Below are 21,231 nucleotides of genomic sequence, written 5' to 3' on the forward strand. Positions count from 1 at the left end.
AGTGATCATGTTCCGGCGTGGCGATGCTTGACCGATGCCGGTGCAACGTACAGCGTCGAAGTCATGGCCCGCCGCACACGTTCCGCCGAATCGCGAAGACCGGATCTGCGGGCGGCTCGGGCGAAACTGCCCGAGTCGCTCGGTGTCGCGGTCGACGGCTTCGAGCGGCACCTCGCCGCGGAACGCGGCCTATCCGGCCACACCGTTCGCGGGTACATCGGCGACGTCGTCTCGCTGCTGGGCCACCTGGCAGGCGCGGCGGACAAGGCAACCCTTGCTGCGCTGGACATTTCCGTCCTGCGGGAATGGCTGTCGGCGCAACATGCGCACGGTTCGAGCCGGGCGACGCTCGCGCGGCGGACCGCGTCGGCGCGCACCTTTACCGGGTGGGCCTTTCGTGCCGGGCTGCTGCCGGTCGATCCGGGACCGCGGCTCGCGGTGCCGTCGAAACAGCGCAAATTGCCCGCGGTGCTGCGCGTTGACCAGGCAGGTTCGGCTATGCAGGCGTCGGCGATGGGCGCGGAACAAGGAGATCCGGTGGCATTGCGGGATCACGCGGTGCTCGAACTGCTGTATGCCACTGGGGTCCGCGTCGCCGAGCTCTGCGGGCTGGACGTCGACGACGTCGACCGCGAGCGCCGACTGATCCGCGTGATCGGTAAAGGCGACAAGGAACGTGCTGTGCCGTTCGGCGTACCGGCGGATCAGTCGCTCGGCCGCTGGCTTTCCGACGGTCGGCCGAAACTCGTCCGGGAATCGTCCGGTGCCGCCCTGTTCCTGGGTGTCCGAGGTGGACGTCTCGACCCGCGTGCCGTGCGACGCAGCGTGCACGACGCGGTCGGCGCGGTTTCCGGCGCCCCGGACGTCGGACCGCACGGACTGCGGCACTCGGCTGCGACCCATTTGTTGGAAGGCGGTGCGGACCTCCGTAGCGTTCAGGAGTTGCTTGGTCACGCTACGCTCGCAACGACCCAGCTTTATACCCACGTGACCGTTGAACGGCTGAAGGCGATCCATGACCGAACTCACCCCCGTTCCTGACCATGCCGGGGGCGGCGCCAATGCGGCGGCCGCGAGATCGACCTCGGTACAGGTGACCGCCCGTAACCAAGGCGGCTTGACCAACGGCCATTTCGACGACCGCACTTCGCGACGGGGGTTGTCCGTGGCCACGGCCGAGCCCGCCGCCGGGGACCAGCGCAGCGGTGACGAGGTCGAGGCCGGCATCGTCGCGCTGTGGCAGGCGTTCGGGCAGCGGCGCGATCAGGAACTGCGGGATCGGCTGGTGCTGCACTACGCGCCGCTGGTCAAGTACGTGGCCGGTCGGGTCGGCACGGGGCTGCCCTCGCACGTCGAGGTCTCCGACCTGATCCAGTCCGGGATCTTCGGCCTGGTCGACGCGATCGAGAAATTCGAACCGGAACGCGGCTTGAAGTTCGAGACCTACGCGATGCAGCGCATCCGCGGCGCCATCCTCGACGACCTGCGGGCCCAGGACTGGGTCCCGAGATCGGTGCGCAGCCGGGCCCGCGACGTGGAGCGGGCACTGGAGCGCCTCGAAGCCAAGCTACAGCGCACCGCGACCGACGCCGAACTGGCGCGTGAGCTCGAACTTTCCGTCGACGAGCTGCGAGAGTTGTTCGCGCAACTGCAGATGACCAGCGTGATCGCGCTCGACGACCTGATCGGAGCCGGACCGGCGCAGGCGTCGCTGGCCGAGACGTTGCCCGACGACCGCGCCGAGGACCCGGTGGCAGCCCTGGTGGACCGGGACAGCCGGCGCCAGCTGGCCGAAGCGGTCGAGCGGCTCAGCGAGCGGGACCGCGTCGTCGTCACGCTCTACTACTTCGAGAACCTGACGCTGGCCGAGATCGGCAAGGTGCTCGGCGTGACCGAATCCCGCGTCTGCCAGCTGCACACCCGCGCTGTGCTGCGCCTGCGCACCAAGCTCACCGAACAGAACTGACCTGCGCTTCGCCGGAACGGGAGCGTATTCCGCGCGGACCTTGAGGTCAGTCCCACGGCAGCAGCCGGACGCGGCCGAAGCCGAGCAGGCGCAGCGGATCGAGGTAGTCCAGGCGCCGCCGGGCGCCCCAGTGCAGGCACGCTCCCGGTGGTTCGGCGGTGCACCCGGGGTGGCCGGGCTCCAGGTGGCCGATCGGTTGCCCGCGGAGGACCTGATCGCCCACCGCGACCACCGGGGCGACCGGCTCGTAGGTGGTGCGCAGACCTCCGGCGTGCTCGATCGACACCAGGTTGCGATCCGCCATCCAGCCCGCGTACACGACCAGGCCGTCTCCGGCCGCCAACACCGCCTGGCCGACCTCGCCAACCAGGTCGACACCCCGATGACCTGGGCCGAAGGCATGTGCCGGGGCCTCGAACGGCCGTGCGACCGCAGGCGTGGGGTCCAGCGGCCAGCCGAACCGGACCGCCGTCCGCGGCGCAGGCACCGACACCACAACCGGCGCGGCAGCCGTTGACACGGCAGGAACCGGCCGGGGAAGGGCAGGCGTCGACGCCGCAGGCGGTGTGCCGGGCGCTGCGGCCGAAACGACCGATCCGATCGTGACGGCGCAGCCCAGAACGGTGGAGATCAACAGGCGCATGGTCCAACCGTGGCCGTCGGCAGCCCAGGTGAACAGGGGGAAAACCAGATCTGTGGACAAGGCGCGCGGCTGTGGAGAACTCGCACTCCACGATCGGGTCGGCCGGGGCGTCCAGTACACTATCCGCGCGGTTTCGTGTCCGCACGGACCGACTTCGCGTGCCCGCACGCCACGCCTGCGCAGGTAGCCCGACTTCGCGGTCGGCCACCAGGTGGAACAGTACCGAGCTGAACGCTTCGGATGGTGCTGCTCCCGGCAGGGTGCCGGTGCCCTCGCGGTCCCGAGCTCGCCAACGAGCCCGGGTGAGGGTGGCCGGGCGGGTACCAGGGCGACGGGCCACCCGGCCCGTCGCGGCAACCGAATCGCGCGCCACCGGCGCGCCCGACCCAAGAGGTGCGAATCTGGCCATGGCCGTCGTCACCATGAAGCAGCTGCTCGACAGCGGCGTGCACTTCGGGCATCAGACCCGGCGCTGGAACCCGAAGATGAAGCGCTACATCTTCACCGAGCGCAACGGCATCTACATCATCGACCTGCAGCAGACGCTGACCTACATCGACGGGGCGTTCGACTTCGTCAAGCAGACGGTCGCGCACGGCGGGACCATCCTGTTCGTCGGCACCAAGAAGCAGGCGCAGGAAGCGATCGCCGAGCAGGCCCAGCGGGTCGGCATGCCGTTCGTCAACCAGCGTTGGCTGGGTGGCATGCTCACCAACTTCCAGACCGTCCACAAGCGTCTGCAGCGTCTCAAGGAACTCGAGACGATGGAGCAGACCGGGGGCTTCGAGGGTCGCACCAAGAAGGAAATCTTGATGCTGACCCGCGAGAAGGACAAGCTCGAGAAGACCCTCGGCGGTATCCGCGACATGAGCAAGGTGCCCAGCGCCGTGTGGATCGTGGACACCAAGAAGGAGCACATCGCCGTCGGCGAGGCTCGCAAGCTGGGCATCCCGGTCGTGGCGATCCTGGACACCAACTGCGACCCGGACGAGGTCGACTACCCGATCCCGGGCAACGACGACGCGATCCGCTCCGCCGCCCTGCTGACCCGCGTGGTCGCCGACGGTGTCGCTCAGGGCCTGATGGCCCGCAGCGGCCGCACCAACGGTGCCGCTGAGGGTGAGGAGAAGCCGGCCGGTGGCGAGCCGCTTGCCGAGTGGGAGAAGGAGCTGCTGGCTGGCTCCGGTCAGGCCGCCGCTGAGGGCTCCGGTCAGGCCGCTGCCGAGGGCGGCGAGCAGGCCGCGCAGTCCTGAGTCCGCTTGCTGCGCGCCTGCCGCGAGGCGGGCGCGCAGCGCGGTCCGGCTACCCGCCAGGCACACTGGCAGGTGCCACCCGGGCCGGGTTCGCATCCCGCTGAGCTGGTTGAACGCCACGGGAGCGGCCCGGCCGATGTCTGCAAGACCTTCGAAGCTGCGTACTAAGAGGGACGGATAACGCACGATGGCGAACTTCAGTGCGGCCGACGTCAAGCGTCTTCGCGAGCTGACCGGCGCCGGCATGATGGACTGCAAGAAGGCTCTTGAGCAGGCCGACGGCGACTTCGACAAGGCCGTCGAGAGCCTGCGCATCAAGGGCGCCAAGGACGTGGGCAAGCGCGCCGAGCGCGCCACCGCCGAGGGCTTGGTCGCCGCCGACGGCGGCGTGCTGATCGAGCTGAACAGCGAGACCGACTTCGTCGCCAAGAACGACGAGTTCATCGAGCTGGCCAACAAGATCGTCGCCGCGGTCAAGGCCGCCGGCGCCGCCGACCTCGAAGCCGCGTTGGCGGCCCCGCTGGACGGCAAGACCGTCGCCGAGGTCATCCAGGAGCTGTCCGCCAAGATCGGCGAGAAGCTGGAACTGCGCCGGGTCGCCAAGTTCGACGGCGAGGTGGCCACCTACCTGCACCGCCGCTCCGCGGACCTGCCCCCGGCGGTCGGGGTGCTGGTCGAGTACACCGGCGCGGCCCAGGAAGCCGCGCGCGGCGCCGCCATGCAGGTCGCGGCGCTCAAGCCGAAGTACCTTAGCCGCGACGACGTCCCGGAAGACATCGTCGCCAACGAGCGGCGCATCGCCGAGGAGACCGCGAAGGCCGAAGGCAAGCCGGAGCAGGCCCTGCCGAAGATCGTCGAGGGTCGCCTGAACGGGTTCTTCAAGGAGAACGCGCTGCTGGACCAGCCGTCCGTGCAGGACAACAAGAAGACCGTCAAGGCCCTGCTCAACGAGGCCGGCGTGACCGTCACCGGCTTTGTTCGGTTCGAGGTCGGCCAGGCCTGACCGGTAGTGGTGCCGCACCGGCTCACCGGGCGCGGTGCACCGGGCTCGGCCGGTGTCCGCGAAGCACGGCATCAGCGCCCCGCCTTCGTTCGCAAGGCGGGGCGCTTTCGCAAGATCGCGGCAGCAGAGCGCGACGTCGGCAGGCGGACCGATCCGCGCAATCTTGACAAGCCATTCCGAACCTCGCGGGAGGAACCAGTGACCGACGACGGCGCAGCACAGCGCGGTTACAGCCGAGTGCTGCTCAAGTTGGGCGGCGAAATGTTCGGCGGGGGCAGCGTCGGGATCGACCCGGACGTGGTCGGCACGGTTGCCCGGCAGATCGCCGAGATCGTCGCCGACGGGGTCGAGGTGGCCATCGTGATCGGTGGTGGCAACTTCTTCCGCGGCGCTGAACTGCAGCAGCGGGGTATGGAACGCGCGCGCGGTGACTACATGGCGATGCTGGGCACCGTGATGAACTGCCTGGCGCTGCAGGACTTTCTGGAGCGCGAGCACGGCATCGACACCCGGGTGATGACCGCGATCACCATGGGGCAGGTCGCCGAGCCCTACATCCCGCGGCGCGCGATGCGGCACATGGAGAAGGGTCGCGTGGTCATCTTCGGCGCCGGCACCGGCATGCCGTACTTCTCCACCGACACCACCGCGGCGCAGCGGGCCTTGGAGATCGGCTGCGAGGTGGTGCTGATGGCCAAGGCGGTCGACGGCGTCTACACCGCCGACCCGAAGACCACCCCGGACGCACAGCTGTTCGACAGCATCACGCATCGCGAGGTGCTGGAGCGCGGCCTGAAGGTCGCCGACGCGACCGCCTTCAGCCTCTGCATGGACAACCACATGCCGATCCTGGTGTTCAACCTGCTGGAAGAAGGCAACATCGCCCGCGCGGTCAGCGGCGACAAGATAGGCACGCTGGTCAGCACCCCGGCCGCCCCAACGGCCTGAGGGTGCTGGATCCTGATCAGGGGCGGGCCCGGACTGGGGCCGCGCTGCCCAGCAGGCGACACTTGCAATGTCCACCGGTCGGCAGACTTAAGGAGCAGCCGTGATCGACGAAGCTCTTCTCGAAGGCGAGGAGAAGATGCAAAAGGCGGTGGAGGTGGCCAAGGACGACCTGGCCACCGTACGCACCGGCCGCGCGAACCCCGCGATGTTCTCCGGCATCGTCGTCGACTACTACGGTTCGCCGACGCCGTTGAACCAGCTGGCCAGCGTCTCCGTGCCGGAGGCGAGGCTGGTGGTCATCAAGCCTTACGACGCCAGCCAGCTGGCCGCCATGGAGAAGGCCATCCGCGATTCCGACCTCGGCGTGAACCCGTCCAACGACGGCCAGCTCATCCGGGTGGCCATCCCGCAGATGACCGAGGAGCGCCGCAAGGAGATGGTCAAGCTCGCCAAGCACAAGGGCGAGGAAGGCAAGATCACCATCCGTGGCATCCGCCGCAAGGTCAAGGAAGAGATCGACCGGATCGTCAAGGACGGCGAGGCCGGCGAGGACGAGGGCACTCGTGGTGAGAAGGAGCTGGAGAACCTGACGCACCGCTACACCGCGCAGATCGACGAACTGGTCAAGCACAAGGAAGCAGAACTGCTAGAGGTCTGAGTGGTGACGGCCGGCCAGTGCGAAGGTGAGTCCGGAATGTCCGCTGACAGCCCGGACCCGCCTTCGCGTCCTTCCCGGGCTGGAAGAGATCTCCGGGCCGCCATCGGCGTCGGGGTAGTGCTCGGTGCCGCGATCATCCTCTCGCTGCTGATGGTGCGGTTCGTCTTCATCGGCATCGTCGCCGCCGCGGTGGCCGTGTCCACCGTCGAGCTGGCCAGCGCGCTCAAGCGCGGCGCCGGCATCCGGATTTCGCTGATCCCGGTGCTGGTGGGCGGGCAGGCGATGATCTGGTTGTCCTGGCACTTCGGACTGCCCGGCATCCTGGTCGCGTTCGCGATCACCGTGCTGGCGTGCCTGGCGTGGCGATTCCGGGACGGCGTCGACGGGTATGTGCGCGACGTGACGGCGTCGGTGTTCACCGCTTCTTACGTGCCCTTATTCGCCGCGTTCGCGGCCATGCTGGTGCGCCCGGAGGACGGTGCCTTCCGGGCGCTGTCCTTCATGATCGGCGTCGTCGCATCGGACACCGGCGGCTACGCCTTCGGGGTCTTGTTCGGCAAGCATCCGATGGCGCCGAAGGTCAGCCCGAAGAAGTCCTGGGAGGGCTTCGGCGGATCGATGCTGGTCGGCATCGTTGCCGGCATCCTGTCGGTGACGCTGATGCTGGACGGCCAGTGGTGGCAGGGCGCGCTGTTCGGGGCCGCCCTGGTGTGCAGCGCGACGCTGGGCGACCTGATGGAGTCGCTGATCAAGCGCGATCTAGGCATCAAGGACATGGGCAACCTGCTGCCCGGCCACGGCGGCCTGATGGATCGAATGGATTCCTTGCTGCCGTCGGCGGTGGTCGCCTGGTTGATGCTCTTCTGGCTGATCCCGACCTGATGCGCACCTGGCAGAAACCGGCCCGGCCGCAGGTCACGCCGAGCCCGAACATCTGGCACTGGCCGGAGCTCTTCGAAACCGAGAATCGCGCCCAGGACTCCACCGGCGCGCTTTGGCAGGCGCTGCGGAAGCGCTGTGATTGGGCCGGTCTCGATGTGGTCGACATCGGCTGCGGCGACGGCTTCCACCTGCCGCTGTTCGCCGCTACGGCCGGCACGGTGATCGGTATCGAGCCGCATCCGCCGCTGGCCGAGCGAGCCCGTGGCCGACTGGCCGGAATCCCCGGTGCGGACATCCGGGTCGCGCTGGCCCAGCAGTTGCCGCTTGCCGACGCCAGCGTCGACCTAGTGCACGCCCGCACGGCGTACTTCTTCGGTCCCGGCTGCGAACCCGGCCTGGCCGAGGCGGAGCGGGTGTTGCGCCCAGGCGGCATGATCGCGATCGTCGACCTCGACGCGTCCCGCCCGCCGTACGGGGACTGGATGCGTGCGGACGCGCCGCAGATCGATCCGGCGGCCGTCGAGTCGTTCTTCCTGCGCCACGACTTCGACAGCGTCTCGGTGGACACGCTGTGGCGCTTCGACGACCGGGAAACGCTCGAAGCGGTGCTGGGCATCGAGTTCTCCGCGAAGGTCGCCACCCGGGCCGCCCGCGAAACACCGGGTTGCACGATCCAGGTCGGCTACCGCCTCCGAACCCGCCGCAAGCCGACGGGGCTGCTGCGCGCCTGAGCCGGTTATTCGCCGGTTCGCTGAGCCGTGTCGATGATGAAGAACGTGGCGCCCACGACGTCTTGGAGCAGCGCGAGGCGGCCATGCGGGGAATCCGACGGTTCGCGCAGTATCTTGCCGCCCAGCTGCACCGCCTTCGCCGCCGCGGCGTCGGTGTTGTTGTCCGGGTTGACCTGGAAGTACAACTGCCAGTGCGCGGGCACGTCCTCGGGCAGCGCCGAGCTGGTCTCGAAGCGGCCCAGGGTCGGCAGGTCATCGACGTACCAGACCGTGTAGTCGAAAGTGTCGCCCGGCTCGCCGATCTGCTCCTGCCGGTAGCCGAGTAGCTCGGCGTAGAAGGGATCGGCCGACGAACCGTCGCGGGTGTGCAGTTCCGCCCAGCAGAGCATGCCGGCGTGATCGCGGCCGAAGGTGCCGTTGGGCGGCGCCTCCCACAGGCCGATGATCGCGCCGGAGGGGTCCTCGGCGACCAGGAACGTCTCGTCGGCGGGCGTTTCCGTCGGCGGGACCAGCACCTTGCCGCCGAGCGCGCGGATGCGTTCCACCGCGCGGCGGGCCGAACCGCATTCCAGGTACAGCGTCCAGGCGGTCGGTACGTCGGTCTCCGGCAGGAGCAGTCCGGCGACCGGCTTCTGCTCCTTCAACGCGATGTTGTAGTCCGGGCGCTGGATCCAGTGCCAGCCGAACAAGCCGGTGTAGAAGTCCCTGGCATCGGCGACGTCGTGGGTGGCTAGATCCACCCAGGCAGGCGCACCCAATGCGATGGTCATCGCTACTCCTTCGAAGCGCACTCCGGATAACCCCAGGATGACCGTAGCCTCGGCGCGGAAAACTCGCGTGGCGGATCGAAGCCGCAGCTCGGATTCGGCGTCGTTACTGTTCGGTGCCCTTTCCGCAATGGGAACGCCCCCGAATGACGCCTTGATACTGAACCTTCCTCGTGATCGACTAGTACTGGTCACTCAGTGTGCGTATTCGTATGCGAGGGGACCCGATCGAAGCACGCACCAGGGTTACAGGAGCAGCCATGGTCAACCGCGCGGCGCAGCCGGTCACCGCGGGCTTGAGCCGGCTTGCTCAGCTGGACCGCCGCGAGCGGGCCCGCATCATCCGGCAGCTGTGCCACCAGTACCCGGCATTCCGCTCGTTGCTGAAGCAGGTGACGATCGCCCGCGGGGTGGCCTTCGCCTCCGGCCTCGTGCTCGCCCTTGCGGTGATGTTCCTGGTCCAGGGCGTTTCGGTGTGGTGGGTGGCCGGTCTCGTGTTCACCGGCCTCGCCGGGTTCTGCTACGTCGCGGTCGCGCTCACCGACAGCAGGTTCGACCTGCTGCTCGCGGTGTTGGGCGCGCATCGCACCGATGAACTGCACGGTCGGCTGGTGACCGAGCAGGTCTACGGCGATGATCCCCCGGCGGATCCGCTGGAGTGGCCGACTTCGCGGATGGTCGCCTCCCGCGCGGTCGGTTCCCGGCTCACCGACGGGTCGGGTTGTTCACCGGTGCACGCTGATCGATAGCGCCGCCGCGATCTCGTCGCCGACGAAGTGGGTTTCGTCGTCCGGCGGTTCTCCGATGCGCACCACCAGCGGCCCGCCGAAGGGCTTGCGTTCGACGATCTCGATTCGCGAACCCAGCGTCATGCCGTGCTCGGTGAGGTAGCGCAGCAGCTCCGAATCGGTGTCCCAGACCCGCGCGATGGTGCCGACCGTGCCCGGCTCGACCTGGTCGAGCAGCAGCGTCGCCGGCTTCTCCACGGTCCCCTCCGCGGTCGGGATCGGGTCGCCGTGCGGATCGTGGGTGGGGTTGCCGAGCTTGGCGGCGATGTGCGCGACCAACTCGTCGGAGACCGCGTGCTCCAGCGCGTCGGCCTCCCGGTGCACCGCGTCCCAGCTGTAGTCGAGCTCCTCGACCAGGAACAACTCGATGAGCCGGTGCCGCCGCAGCACGTCGTAGGCCAGCCGGCGGCCCTCCGGGGTCAGCTCGACGCTGCGGTAGCGGACGTGGGTGACCAGACCGAGCTGCGCGAGTTTGTTGATCATCCCGGACACCGAGGACGGGCTCAGACCGAGCCGCTGGGTCAGGGTCGCGTTGGTGACGGGCACGCCCCGTTCGCTGAGCCCGTAGATCGCCCGGAGGTAATCCTCGACGGACGGCGAGGGGCGCTCGGCCATACTCGTCATACCTTCAAGATACGGGCGGCGACGAGCCGATGGGCGCACGGCCGTTGATCACCACCCGACGGCGCAGGGTTCGAGGGATGGTGCTCCGGCAGAACATCGATTTCCATGGAAATCGCCGGTGGCGCACCGCGGCGACCAAGGTCGTTCCGGGGCGTGGGACACTGGTCGGCGCTATGTCTGCGACTTCCCTTCCGCTCGTCTTCGACGCCCCGCGCCGTGGTATGCCGCCACGGCACCTCGCCGACCTCTCCGCCGACGAACGGCGTGCCACGGTGACCGAGTTGGGGGAGAAGCCGTTTCGCGCCAAGCAGCTCGCGCACCACTACTTCGGTCGGCTCAACGCCGACGTGGAGTCGATGACCGACATCCCGGCGGCCAGCCGCGCGAAGCTCGCCGAGCACCTGCTGCCGCCGCTGCTGACCACGGTCCGCCATCTCAACACCGACGATGGCACGACCCGCAAGACGCTCTGGCGCGCGCACGACGGCACGCTGCTGGAAAGCGTGCTGATGCGGTACCCGGACCGGGCCACGGTGTGCATTTCGAGCCAGGCCGGCTGTGGGATGGCCTGCCCGTTCTGCGCCACCGGGCAGGGCGGGCTGCAGCGCAACCTGTCGACCGCGGAGATCGTCGACCAGGTGCGTTCGGCCGCAGCGGCGATGCGCGACGGCGAGGTGCAGGGCGGACCCGGCCGGCTTTCCAACGTGGTGTTCATGGGCATGGGCGAGCCGTTGGCCAACTACCGGCGGGTGATCGACGCCGTGCACCGCATCTGCGACCCGGCCCCGGACGGGCTGGGCCTCTCGCAGCGGTCGGTCACCGTGTCGACGGTCGGGCTGGTGCCCGCGATCAAGAAGATGACCGCGGAGAACCTGCACGTCACGCTGGCGGTCTCGCTGCACACGCCGGACGACGAGCTGCGCGACACGCTGGTGCCGGTGAACAACCGGTGGAAGGTCGCCGAGGTGCTGGAGGCGGCTCGCGGGTACGCCGACCACACCGGGCGGCGGGTGTCGATCGAGTACGCGCTGATCCGCGACATCAACGACCAGCCGTGGCGGGCGGATCTGCTCGGCAAGCTGCTTCACCGGCACCTCGGGCCGTTCGCGCACGTCAACCTGATCCCGCTGAACCCGACGCCGGGTAGCAAGTGGGATGCCAGCCCGAAGCCGGTGGAGCGCGAATTCGTCCGCCGGGTTCGCGAAGCAGGTGTCCCGTGCACCGTTCGGGACACGCGCGGTCAGGAGATCGCCGCGGCCTGCGGACAACTCGCCGCCGAAGGCTGATCCTCTCCGGGCGAAAGGCCGTTCTGTCCGGAATTGTCGCGCTGACGGCGGGATTTCCGTGACCGTAATGAACAAAAGGGTGACCGGCGACCGCCGGTGGCCAATGATCCTCGCACCGGAGTCAATCAAGGTGGGAGGCAATGGTGCCGTGCCGTGCAACGCATGGGTTCGTCCGCTGCTCGCCTCGCCTTGTCCGAAGTAGACGGTCGCCCGGCCGCGGCAAGTCCCCAGCCGCCGCATCGGGAAAGTTGAAGGCCCACCGACCTTCTCCGGCGGGATGACCCGCAGCCCCCGCTGAGCTGAACCGACAGACCCAGGGCGAAGCCGACGGCCCGGCTTCGCTCCGCATCCGGTCGGTGCGCGCCGTCCCAACCCCCGAACGGCGCGCACCGACCCTCCAAACTGTGGACGATCTGGTTAACTCGGATTGCCGGATTCGACACAGTGTCAGGAGGGTTCGGTGTCGTTGACCGTGCGCGACCTGGTCGCTGACGCCGCACTGGGGCTCACCACGCGGGCTGGTGAGCAGGCGCTCGACCGCCCGATCTCGTGGGTGCACACCAGCGAACTGGTGGATCCGGCACCGTTCCTGGAGGGCGGCGAGTTGCTGCTGACCACCGGGCTGGCCCTGCGCGCCGAGAACTGCGAGGCGCTGGTGCGGCGGCTCACCGAGGTCGGCGTCGCGGGGCTCGGATTCGGCGTCGGGTTGAGCCACCGGGAGATCCCCGCCGAGTTGGTGACGGCCGCCGAATGCGCCGGTCTGCCGCTGCTCGCGGTGCCCCGGCCGACCCCGTTCATCGCGATCAGCAAGGCGGTTTCGCGCGCCATCGCCGCCGAGGAGTACGCGAGCTTGCGCCGCACCAGCCGGGCTCAACACGAACTAGCGCAGGCAGCAGGCACCGCCAATGGCGTCGCCGCGTTGGTGCGCAAGCTCTCCAGGCTGCTGGACGCCTGGGTCCTGCTGCTCGACGCAGGCGGCGGCCGACTGCTGCACAGCGCGCCGACGGCGGCAGCTTCTCGCCTGCCGCAGATCGAGCCGGAGGTGAAGAAGGTGCGGTCGAAGCGCGGTCTGGTTGCCGCCGGATTCGCCTGCGGCGACCAGGAAGTGAGCATGCAGGCGTTGGGTGGCCGGGCGCGGGGCTTCCTCGTCGTCGGCCGCAGCGGGCCGTTCGCTACCACCGACCATCACGTGATCAACTCGGCGGCGTCGTTGTTAACACTGGCACTGGAACAGGTCGAAGCGCTCGCCGCCGCCCGGCGTCGACTGCGTGCCGGTTTCCTGACGCTGATGCTGCACGGCGAATCCGTGCACGACGTGCTCGCCTACCTGCACGCGGAGTTGCCGCCCGAACCGTTCCGGGTCGTGGTGCTGGCCGGTGCCCGCGACCGGGACGAGCTGTTGTCCCGGCTGGCGGCGGACCAGCCGAGCGCGCCGGTCTACCTGGCCGAACACGGCGACACCATCGTCGGGCTCGTCGGGGACGACGCGCTGGACTGGCTCACCGGCTGGCCCGGCGTCGCCATCGGGGTGTCCGAACCGTGCGATATCGCCGGGCTCGCCGAGGGCCTGCGCCAGGCGCAGCAGGCGGCGCGGGCGGCCAAGCGCAACGACACGGTCGTGCGCTTCGGCGACCTCGCCGGGTACGGCCTGCTCAACCTTGTTCCGGGCGCCGACGCGCAGGCCTTCGCCGAGGCCGTTCTCGCGCCATTGCGCGGGCAAGACGTGCTGCTTGAGTCCTTGCGGACCTGGTTGGCGAACCACGGTCAGTGGGATCCGGCCGCGAGTCGGTTGGGCGTGCACCGGCACACCTTGCGGAACCGGGTGCGCAAGGTGGAGGAACTGCTCGGGCGGAGCCTCGACCGGCCCGGCGTGCGCGCGGAACTGTGGCTGGCGCTGCAGGTCCACGGCGACGCGCGGTGATGAATGCCGATCCGTCCATCGGGCTGGCCACGAGTGGACAGATTGGCACTCCACTATGTGCGAGCGCGCTCGTAGCGTCACGGCAGGGATGAAATCGACAGGAGGTACCGATGGTCACCGGATTCTGGGTCGCCGGCGAGCGGGTCACCAGCAACGCGACCTTCGAGGTGCAAAACCCCTATGACGGCGCGTCTGTCGCCACTACCTGCTACGCCACCGACTCCGATGTGGAGCGAGCCGTGGCCGCGGCGCACGCGGTCCGCCGGGAATTCGGCGCGCTGCCAGCCCACGCTCGTGCGGCGGCGCTGGACCACGTCAGCCGACGTCTCACCGAGCGGGCCGAGGAGATCGCGCAACTGATCACCGCCGAAAACGGCAAGCCGATCAGCTGGGCGCGCGCCGAGGTCGCCCGCGCCGCCTCCACCTTCCGCTGGGGTGCGGAGGAAGCCCGCCGTTTCTCGGGCGAGTTGCAGCGCCTGGACACCGATGCGGGCACAACGGGCCGGATGGCACTGATCCGCCGGGTGCCGCGCGGGCCGGTGCTCGGTATCTCGCCGTTCAACTTCCCGCTCAATCTGGTCGCCCACAAGGTCGCCCCGGCGCTGGCCGTCGGCGCGCCGATCGTGCTCAAGCCCGCGCCGAAAACCCCGCTGTCCGCGTTGCTGCTCGGCGAGATCCTGGCCGAGGCCGAGCTGCCCGCCGGGTCTTGGTCGGTACTGACCACCACCAACGAAAAGGCTGCCGAGCTGGTCACGGACCCGCGGCTGCCGGTGGTGTCGTTCACCGGCTCAGGCCCGGTCGGCTGGGGCATCCGCGACTCGGTGCCGCGCAAGCACGTGACGCTGGAACTCGGCGGCAACGCCGCGGTGATCGTCAGCCCGGACTGGTTGGACCTGGACTACGCCGCCGACCGGATCGCCACCTTCGCGATGTACCAGGGCGGTCAGTCGTGCATCTCGGTGCAGCGCGTCTACGCCCACCGCGACATCTACGACGACCTGACCGCCCGCGTGGTCAAGGCGGTCGAGGCCCAGGGCACCGGCGACCCGAAGGACCCGGCCACCAAGGTCGGGCCGCTGATCGATGTGGCAGCCGCGCAACGGGTCGAGCAGTGGGTCGGTGAAGCCGTCGCGGCGGGCGCACGGGTGCTCACCGGCGGCACCCGCGAGGGCGCGACGCACGCGCCGACGGTGCTGGTCGACGCGCCGGAGGATGCGAAGGTCTCGTGCGAGGAGATCTTCGGCCCGGTGCTGACCATCGCGCCGGTCGACTCGGTGGACGAGGCTTTCGAGAAGGCCAACGCCTCCCGCTACGGCCTGCAGGCCGGCGTGTTCACCCACGACCTGCGGCTGGCCTTCCGGGCGTCATCGGAGCTGGAGGTGGGCGGCGTGGTCATCGGCGACGTGCCGAGCTTCCGCGCCGACCAGATGCCCTACGGCGGGGTCAAGGAATCCGGCGTCGGCCGGGAGGGCGTGCACGCCGCGATGACCGACCTCACCGAAGAGCACGTCACGGTTCTCACCGGCATCACGCCATGACCCGGTGGCCGCCCACGGGGCCGTCGGGCAGCCACCCCGGCACGGAATGAAAAGAATCGGCACACCAAGAAAAACGCCGCCTCGGCGACCGGGGCGGCGTTGTTCGTGCTTGCTTCGGCGTCAGCGGCGCCAGGCGTTCTTTCTGCGGCGCAGGTCGACGAGCAGGCCGATAACCAGCACCACGGCCGTGCCGATCAGAAAGACGTCCTCGGTCTTGAAGCCCGTGCCGCCGCTGAGGATGCCCTGGTGGTTGCCGATCAGCATGGCCAGGACCGCGACGACGGAGAACCAGCCCATGAACTGGGTGCCCCTCGGGAAACCGCCGTGCCAGCCCCACTCGACCGACGGCTCCTCGGCCGGGTCGATGGCCTGGCTGGGTTTCTTCTCCAGCTCGGTGCTCGCCACGTTCCCCTCCTGTGCCACGCCGGCCGCGCGGGCCGGAAGACATTGGTGCGCGATCGCCACCCGGCGATTCACTCGGCACTCATCCTCGCACACGCCATCGGCGCCCGAGCGCCCGCCTGTCCCGCACGAGCAGCGAAAAGGGTGTTGCGGAAGCGTTTTCCGCAACACCCCCGGCAAATCCCGACCGGGACTACCGGCCGCCCACCGGCGTCCGGCCGACGATGAACCGGTAGACGGCCAGCACGAGGACCGAGCCGGCGATCGCCAGCAGCCAGGTGCTCAGCGACCAGAAGTGGTCGACACCGACGCCGAAGATCCAGTTGCCGATCAGCCCGCCGACGAACGCGCCGACCACGCCCAGCAGCATGGTGACCAGAATCCCGCCCGGGTCCTTGCCCGGCATGATCGCCTTCGCAATGGCGCCCACGATCAGGCCGAGAACGATCCATCCGATGATGCCCATCGCAGTACTCCTCACATCGTCCCGCGTACCGGGCCGGGGCCTACCACCTGATCGTTGGCCTCGGACGTGCTTTGCGCACCGCGAGCGACGGGTCCTCACCTTCTTCGGGGACAATGGCCGTGATGTACGCCGACACCTCGAATCAGAGCGCTCCGAGCGACCCCGGCCCCCGCACCGTCCTGGTGCTCGGCTCGACCGGTTCCATCGGAACCCAGGCCCTGGACGTGATCCGGCACAACCCCGACCGGTTCCGGGTCGCCGGGCTGGCCGCGGGCGGCAGCGACCCGCAGACTCTTGCGGCGCAGGCGCTGGAGTTCGACGTCCCGGTCGTGGCGGTCGCCAAGGGCACCGCCGTCGAAGACGTCCAACTCGCCCTCTACGCCGAGGCCCAGAAGCGCGGCTACTCGGCCGGTGAGTTCCACCTGCCCCGGCTGCTGGCCGGGCCGGACGCGGTGACCGATCTCATCGAATGCGCCCCGGCGGATGTGGTGTTGAACGGGGTCGACGGCTCACGCGGGCTGAAGCCGACGCTGGCCGCGCTGGCGACCGGCGCCCAGCTGGCGCTGGCCAACAAGGAATCACTGATCGCCGGCGGCGCGCTGGTGCTCGAGGCCGCCGCGCCCGGCCAGATCGTGCCGGTCGACTCCGAACACTCGGCGCTGGCGCAGTGCCTGCTCGGCGGCCGTTCCGACGAGGTGGCGCGCCTGGTGCTCACCGCCTCCGGCGGCCCGTTCCGCGGCCGCAAGCGCGGCGAGCTGGCCGATGTCACGGTGCAGCAGGCGCTGGCCCACCCAACCTGGTCGATGGGCAACGTGGTCACCATCAACTCGGCGACCCTGGTGAACAAGGGCCTGGAGCTGATCGAGGCGCACCTGCTGTTCGGCATCGGCTACGACCGCATCGACGTCGTGGTGCACCCGCAGTCGATCGTGCACTCGATGGTCACCTTCGTGGACGGGTCCACGATCGCCCAGGCCAGCCCGCCGAACATGCGAATCCCGATCGCGATGAGCATGGACTGGCCGCGCCGGGTGCCCAAGGCGGCCCCGGCGCTGACCTTCGAGCACGCCCAGGAGTGGACCTTCGAGCCGGTCGACAACGAGGCCTTCCCGGCTGTGGAGCTGGCCCGCTCGGCGGGCACCGGCGGCGGCTGCCTGCCCGCGATCTACAACGCGGCGAACGAGGAGGCGCTGGCGGCGTTCGCCGATGGCCGACTCGGTTTCATCGCGATCGTGCAAACTGTGGGTGAGGTGCTCGCCGACGCCGACCAGTGGCGGGGTGAACCGGCGGGCTTGGATGAGGTCTTCGCGGCCGAGGAGTGGGCACGGGCTCGGGCTCGCGAGCTCGTGGCCGCGGGGAAGGCGGAGTAGATGCTGGTCGTAGTTGGCATCCTGATCTTCTTCCTCGGGCTGCTGTTCTCCATCGCGTGGCATGAATTGGGGCACCTGGCCACCGCGAAGCTGTTCGGGATCAAGGTCACCCAGTACATGGTCGGCTTCGGCCGCACCATCTGGTCGAAGCGGACGGGCGACACCGAATACGGCGTGAAGCTCATCCCGTTCGGCGGCTACATCCGGATGATCGGCATGTTCCCGCCCAAGAAGGACGAGAAGTACGGGCGCACCGCGTCGTCCGCGCCATGGCGGGCGATGATCGAGGACGCCCGGCAGATGTCCGCCGAGGAGATCACGCCCGAGGACGCGCACCGGCAGTTCTACCAGCGCAGCCCGTGGAAGCGGGTCATCGTGATGATGGCCGGGCCGGTGATGAACCTCATCCTCGCGGTCGGCATCTTCACGGCGATCCTGATGGGCCACGGCATCCAGACCCCGACCACGACGGTCTCGACGGTCAGCGAGTGCGTGCTGCCCGCCGACGCCAAGAACACGGCGGTCTGCCCGCCCGGCGCGACCCCCGCTCCGGCCGCCGCCGCCGGGTTCAAACCGGGCGACCGGATCGTGGAGTTCAACGGCAAGCCCTACGGCTCGTGGGACGACCTGCAACTGGCCATCCGCGGCACCGCGGGTGCGGTGCCGGTCGTCGTCGAGCGCGACGGCCACCGGGTGACGCTGACGGCGAACCTGCTGCGGACCGAGCGGCCGAAGATCGGCTCGACCAGCGAGTACGAGATGGTCGGATTCCTCGGCCTCACCCCGACCTCGCACCTGGTCAAGCAGGACTTCGGCGGCGTGGTGAAGACCATCGGCGGCTTCGTCAGTCTCACCGCGCAGAAGGTCGTCGAGCTACCGCAGCGGGTGCCCGACCTGGTCAGCGCGATCTTCGGCGGCGAACGACACCAGGATTCGCCGGTCGGCATCGTCGGTGCGAGCCGACTGGGCGGCGAGGTGCTGGCCTCGGACAGCATCGGCGTCGACGACCGGATCATCTTGATGTTCAACCTGCTGGCGGGCGTGAACCTGTCGTTGTTCGTGTTCAACATGCTGCCGGTTCTGCCGCTGGACGGCGGGCACATCGCGGGCGCGGTGTGGGAGGGCATCCGCCGCCGGTTCGCCAAGCTGGTGCGGCGGCCGGACCCCGGCCCGTTCGACACGGCCCGGCTGATGCCGCTGGCGTACGCGGTGAGCCTGATCTTCATCGCCTACTCGCTGCTGGTCCTGGTCGCCGACATCGTGAACCCGGTGACGCTTTTCTAGGGACCGACGCATGCGGCTGGTTCATGACCGTGGGCGCTGGGCGCAACCTCGGACGCCGGCGCGCTCGGGGCCGACGTCCCGGGTACAACTCGTGCCCGTTGACGCAGTGTGTGAGCCCGCGGGTGGTCCTCGTACGTGTGTGGGGTGAGCGGCTGCGCCGCCGACGGTAAGGAACGCGAATTCACCCGTGAGGTTGACGACTCGCGGGTGCCTGCGACGTGCGATCGGCAGTCCTGAGGAGCCGTCGCGTGTGCTGTACCGGCTGCGCTGATTAGGTGCAGGGCGCTGCGTGACGCTAGGCCAAAGGTGTCATGAACGAGCGGAGACGATCACGCAACGTGACTCGGAGGGGTGCCGCAACAACCGGCCGGATGAACCCTCGCCGGTATCGTGAAGCACGGGCGGCGTAAGCCGTCCGGAGAACACCAGAAGAGGTGGAGAGGTATCGATGACCGTCGATCTGGGCATGCCCGCGGCGCCGGCGCCGGTGCTAGCGGAACGGCGCAAGACCCGGCAGTTGCAGGTCGGAGCGGTCGGGGTGGGCAGCGAATTCCCCGTCTCCGTGCAGTCGATGACGACGACCAACACCGCGGACATCAATGGCACGTTGCAGCAGATCGCGGAGTTGACCGCGGCGGGATGCGACATCGTGCGAGTGGCGTGTCCGAGTGCCGATGATGCGGAGGCGTTGCCCGCGATCGCGGCGAAGTCGCAGATCCCGGTGATCGCCGACATCCACTTCCAGCCCAAGTACGTGTTCGCGGCGATCGAGGCCGGGTGCGCGGCGGTGCGGGTGAATCCGGGCAACATCAAGAAGTTCGACGACAAGGTCAAGGAGATCGCCCAGGCGGCCAAGGACCACGGGACGCCGATCCGGATCGGGGTCAACGCGGGATCGCTGGATCCGCGGTTGATGCGGAAGTACGGCAAGGCGACGCCCGAGGCGTTGGCGGAGTCGGCGTTGTGGGAGGCGAGCCTGTTCGCCGAGCACGATTTCCAAGATCTGAAGATCTCGGTCAAGCACAACGATCCGGTCGTCATGGTGCGGGCGTACGAGATCCTGGCCGAGAGCTGTGATTACCCGCTGCACCTGGGGGTGACGGAGGCCGGGCCGGCGTTTCAGGGCACGATCAAGTCGGCGGTGGCTTTCGGGGCGTTGCTGCGGCAGGGGATCGGGGACACGATCCGGGTGTCGCTATCGGCGCCGCCGGTGGAAGAGATCAAGGTCGGCACGCAGATCTTGCAGTCGTTGAACCTGCGGCCGCGGAAGTTGGAGATCGTGTCGTGTCCGTCGTGCGGACGGGCGCAGGTGGATGTGTACAAGCTGGCCGAGGAGGTCACCGCCGGACTGGAGGGCATGGAGGTGCCCCTGCGGGTGGCGGTGATGGGGTGCGTGGTCAACGGTCCGGGTGAGGCGCGGGAGGCCGATCTCGGGGTGGCCTCGGGCAACGGCAAGGGACAGATCTTCGTCAAGGGCGAGGTGATCAAGACGGTGCCCGAGCACCAGATCGTCGAGACCCTGATCGAAGAGGCCATGCGCATCGCCGAGGACATGGAACCCGCCGACGACGAGACCGGAGCGCCGGTCGTCACTGTCAGCTGATCTTGCGGGACCGGCCGTCCCCGTTTCAGGTGGGAAGCCGGTCTCGAATTGCCGGTCCTTTCCGCGCAGCGTGTGCGATGAATCCGCGCTATCCCGCCGACCGGGCTACTCCGAATGGGTGAGTACTGTTCGGGTGAGTGTGGCGCACATCGGCCGGGGAGGCTCGCTGTCCAGGGTTTCTGGCAGTCTTGGCAGGTGCTCAAGCTCGCCGGTGCACGGCTATTGGAGGAACGCGACGCGCTGCTGGTCCGTTCCGTACTGGATTCTGTCCCGGTAGCGGCCTGCATGGTGGCCGCGCGCGTCGAGGAGGCCGGCCTCAACCCGTTGCGCCTCGGCGGCGAGCTCTGGGGGTACGGCGGCAAGCTCACCGGGATGTGCTTCTCGGGCGCGAACCTGATTCCGCTGCGGGGCGGGGCCGGCGCGATGCGAGCCTTCGCCGATCGTGCGCTGCGCCGCCGCCGCGTGTGCTCGTCGCTGGTCGGGCCGACCGAGCAGGTGCTGGCGCTCTGGGAGGAGGTCGCCGCGCAGTGGGGTCCGGCGCGCGAGGTGCGCGCCGAGCAGCCGCTCATGGCGCTCGCCGACCCGCCGCAGGTGACGCCGGATCCACTGGTGCGGCCGGTGCGCCCGGACGAGCTGGAGCGGTACCTGCCCGCGGCGGTCGCGATGTTCACCGAGGAAGTCGGGGTGGACCCGTCCAGCGACGGCGGCGCCGCGACCTACCGGGCGCGCGTCGCCGACCTGATCGCCAGCGGCCGGGCGTTCGCCCGCTTCGAGGGCGGCGAGGTGGTGTTCAAGGCCGAGATCGGTGCGCTGTCGGGCACCGTGGGGCAGATCCAGGGGGTTTGGGTGCACCCGGATCGGCGCAGCACCGGGCTGGGTACCGCGGGCACCGCCGCGGTGGCGGATCGCCTGGTGCGCGGCCTGGGCCGCACCGCGAGCCTCTACGTCAACGACTACAACGTCGCGGCCCGGCTCGCCTACCGCAAGGTCGGCTTCCGCCGCGTCGGCTCCTTCAGCACCGTCCTCTTCTAGTCTCGTCCACTGTGGATTTGGCTGGCGGCTCGGCCGGGCTCCCGGCCCCCGGTGCCCGATGGCTGC

General features: G+C 69.1%; 21 protein-coding genes. 16 read left to right on the forward strand and 5 right to left on the reverse strand.

Going from position 1 to position 21,231, the window contains the following annotated elements; translation table 11 throughout:
• Nucleotides 1-63 precede the first annotated feature (63 nt).
• Nucleotides 64-1,041 (forward strand): tyrosine recombinase XerC, encoded by a 978-nt coding sequence (locus BJ970_RS15110; RefSeq protein WP_184726849.1) that lies wholly within the window; start codon nucleotides 64-66, stop codon nucleotides 1,039-1,041.
• Nucleotides 1,016-1,966 carry an RNA polymerase sigma factor WhiG gene (gene whiG / locus BJ970_RS15115; RefSeq protein ID WP_184726850.1) on the forward strand — a complete coding sequence of 317 codons (951 nt, stop codon included), beginning with the start codon at nucleotides 1,016-1,018 and terminating at the stop codon, nucleotides 1,964-1,966. Before BJ970_RS15110 ends, whiG begins: the two co-directional genes overlap by 26 nt.
• Nucleotides 1,967-2,012: 46 nt before the next feature.
• Here whiG and BJ970_RS15120 read toward each other — a convergent pair whose 3' ends face one another.
• Entirely contained in the window at nucleotides 2,013-2,609 is a 597-nt protein-coding gene (locus tag BJ970_RS15120) for a M23 family metallopeptidase (protein WP_184726851.1), read from the reverse strand.
• Nucleotides 2,610-3,016: 407 nt separating this feature from the next.
• Here BJ970_RS15120 and rpsB point away from each other — a divergent pair, with 407 nt between their 5' ends.
• The 6 genes from rpsB (at nucleotide 3,017) to BJ970_RS15150 (ending at nucleotide 8,084) form a co-directional block, all read left to right on the forward strand.
• Entirely contained in the window at nucleotides 3,017-3,862 is an 846-nt protein-coding gene (rpsB, locus tag BJ970_RS15125; protein ID WP_184726852.1) for a 30S ribosomal protein S2, read from the forward strand.
• Between the two features lie 187 nt (nucleotides 3,863-4,049).
• Nucleotides 4,050-4,865: a translation elongation factor Ts gene (gene tsf / locus BJ970_RS15130; RefSeq protein WP_184726853.1), complete on the forward strand. Its 816-nt coding sequence runs from the start codon at nucleotides 4,050-4,052 to the stop codon at nucleotides 4,863-4,865.
• A gap of 198 nt (nucleotides 4,866-5,063) precedes the next feature.
• Nucleotides 5,064-5,813: a UMP kinase gene (gene pyrH / locus BJ970_RS15135; protein WP_184726854.1), complete on the forward strand. Its 750-nt coding sequence runs from the start codon at nucleotides 5,064-5,066 to the stop codon at nucleotides 5,811-5,813.
• A 100-nt stretch (nucleotides 5,814-5,913) separates the two neighbouring features.
• Nucleotides 5,914-6,471, forward strand: a complete 558-nt coding sequence (frr, locus tag BJ970_RS15140) for a ribosome recycling factor (protein ID WP_184726855.1) — start codon at nucleotides 5,914-5,916, stop codon at nucleotides 6,469-6,471.
• A gap of 36 nt (nucleotides 6,472-6,507) precedes the next feature.
• Nucleotides 6,508-7,353 carry a phosphatidate cytidylyltransferase gene (locus BJ970_RS15145; RefSeq protein WP_184726856.1) on the forward strand — a complete coding sequence of 282 codons (846 nt, stop codon included), beginning with the start codon at nucleotides 6,508-6,510 and terminating at the stop codon, nucleotides 7,351-7,353.
• Entirely contained in the window at nucleotides 7,353-8,084 is a 732-nt protein-coding gene (locus tag BJ970_RS15150; RefSeq protein ID WP_184726857.1) for a class I SAM-dependent methyltransferase, read from the forward strand. Before BJ970_RS15145 ends, BJ970_RS15150 begins: the two co-directional genes overlap by 1 nt.
• A 5-nt stretch (nucleotides 8,085-8,089) precedes the next feature.
• Here BJ970_RS15150 and BJ970_RS15155 read toward each other — a convergent pair whose 3' ends face one another.
• Nucleotides 8,090-8,854 carry a VOC family protein gene (locus BJ970_RS15155; protein ID WP_184726858.1) on the reverse strand — a complete coding sequence of 255 codons (765 nt, stop codon included), beginning with the start codon at nucleotides 8,852-8,854 and terminating at the stop codon, nucleotides 8,090-8,092.
• A gap of 257 nt (nucleotides 8,855-9,111) precedes the next feature.
• On the opposite strand from BJ970_RS15155, the gene BJ970_RS15160 reads away from it, so the two are divergent.
• Nucleotides 9,112-9,600, forward strand: coding sequence for an AAA family ATPase (locus tag BJ970_RS15160; RefSeq protein WP_184726859.1), 489 nt, complete (start codon nucleotides 9,112-9,114; stop codon nucleotides 9,598-9,600).
• Here BJ970_RS15160 and BJ970_RS15165 read toward each other — a convergent pair.
• Nucleotides 9,577-10,254: a metal-dependent transcriptional regulator gene (locus tag BJ970_RS15165; protein WP_376775121.1), complete on the reverse strand. Its 678-nt coding sequence runs from the start codon at nucleotides 10,252-10,254 to the stop codon at nucleotides 9,577-9,579. The genes BJ970_RS15160 and BJ970_RS15165 overlap by 24 nt on opposite strands.
• A 182-nt stretch (nucleotides 10,255-10,436) precedes the next feature.
• Between BJ970_RS15165 and rlmN the strand changes: the two genes are divergently transcribed.
• The 3 genes from rlmN to BJ970_RS15180 all read left to right on the forward strand — a co-directional run bounded on the left by rlmN (nucleotide 10,437) and on the right by BJ970_RS15180 (nucleotide 15,008).
• Nucleotides 10,437-11,549, forward strand: coding sequence for a dual-specificity RNA methyltransferase RlmN (rlmN, locus tag BJ970_RS15170; RefSeq protein WP_184726861.1), 1,113 nt, complete (start codon nucleotides 10,437-10,439; stop codon nucleotides 11,547-11,549).
• Nucleotides 11,550-12,009: 460 nt separating this feature from the next.
• Nucleotides 12,010-13,470, forward strand: a complete 1,461-nt coding sequence (locus tag BJ970_RS15175) for a PucR family transcriptional regulator (RefSeq protein WP_184726862.1) — start codon at nucleotides 12,010-12,012, stop codon at nucleotides 13,468-13,470.
• A 110-nt stretch (nucleotides 13,471-13,580) separates the two neighbouring features.
• Nucleotides 13,581-15,008, forward strand: a complete 1,428-nt coding sequence (locus tag BJ970_RS15180) for an aldehyde dehydrogenase family protein (RefSeq protein ID WP_184726863.1) — start codon at nucleotides 13,581-13,583, stop codon at nucleotides 15,006-15,008.
• Nucleotides 15,009-15,128: 120 nt separating this feature from the next.
• On the opposite strand, the gene BJ970_RS15185 is transcribed toward BJ970_RS15180, so the two are convergent.
• Together BJ970_RS15185 and BJ970_RS15190 are read right to left on the reverse strand one after the other, a co-directional pair.
• Nucleotides 15,129-15,413 carry a DUF2631 domain-containing protein gene (locus BJ970_RS15185; protein ID WP_184726864.1) on the reverse strand — a complete coding sequence of 95 codons (285 nt, stop codon included), beginning with the start codon at nucleotides 15,411-15,413 and terminating at the stop codon, nucleotides 15,129-15,131.
• 190 nt (nucleotides 15,414-15,603) lie between these two features.
• Nucleotides 15,604-15,876 carry a GlsB/YeaQ/YmgE family stress response membrane protein gene (locus BJ970_RS15190; RefSeq protein ID WP_184726865.1) on the reverse strand — a complete coding sequence of 91 codons (273 nt, stop codon included), beginning with the start codon at nucleotides 15,874-15,876 and terminating at the stop codon, nucleotides 15,604-15,606.
• A 122-nt stretch (nucleotides 15,877-15,998) separates the two neighbouring features.
• Here BJ970_RS15190 and dxr point away from each other — a divergent pair, with 122 nt between their 5' ends.
• From dxr to BJ970_RS15210, 4 genes are all read left to right on the forward strand, one after another.
• The gene (gene dxr / locus BJ970_RS15195; protein WP_221467170.1) at nucleotides 15,999-17,246 is read left to right on the forward strand and encodes a 1-deoxy-D-xylulose-5-phosphate reductoisomerase; all 1,248 of its coding nucleotides are present in this window, start codon (nucleotides 15,999-16,001) and stop codon (nucleotides 17,244-17,246) included.
• Nucleotides 17,247-18,530 carry a M50 family metallopeptidase gene (locus tag BJ970_RS15200; protein ID WP_184726867.1) on the forward strand — a complete coding sequence of 428 codons (1,284 nt, stop codon included), beginning with the start codon at nucleotides 17,247-17,249 and terminating at the stop codon, nucleotides 18,528-18,530. It begins immediately after the preceding gene.
• 448 nt (nucleotides 18,531-18,978) lie between these two features.
• Entirely contained in the window at nucleotides 18,979-20,133 is a 1,155-nt protein-coding gene (ispG, locus tag BJ970_RS15205; protein WP_184726868.1) for a flavodoxin-dependent (E)-4-hydroxy-3-methylbut-2-enyl-diphosphate synthase, read from the forward strand.
• Between the two features lie 195 nt (nucleotides 20,134-20,328).
• Nucleotides 20,329-21,165, forward strand: a complete 837-nt coding sequence (locus BJ970_RS15210) for a GNAT family N-acetyltransferase (protein ID WP_184726869.1) — start codon at nucleotides 20,329-20,331, stop codon at nucleotides 21,163-21,165.
• Nucleotides 21,166-21,231 lie beyond the last annotated feature (66 nt).

Origin of the sequence: Saccharopolyspora phatthalungensis, from assembly GCF_014203395.1 — a bacterium.
GTDB classification, from domain to species: domain Bacteria; phylum Actinomycetota; class Actinomycetes; order Mycobacteriales; family Pseudonocardiaceae; genus Saccharopolyspora; species Saccharopolyspora phatthalungensis.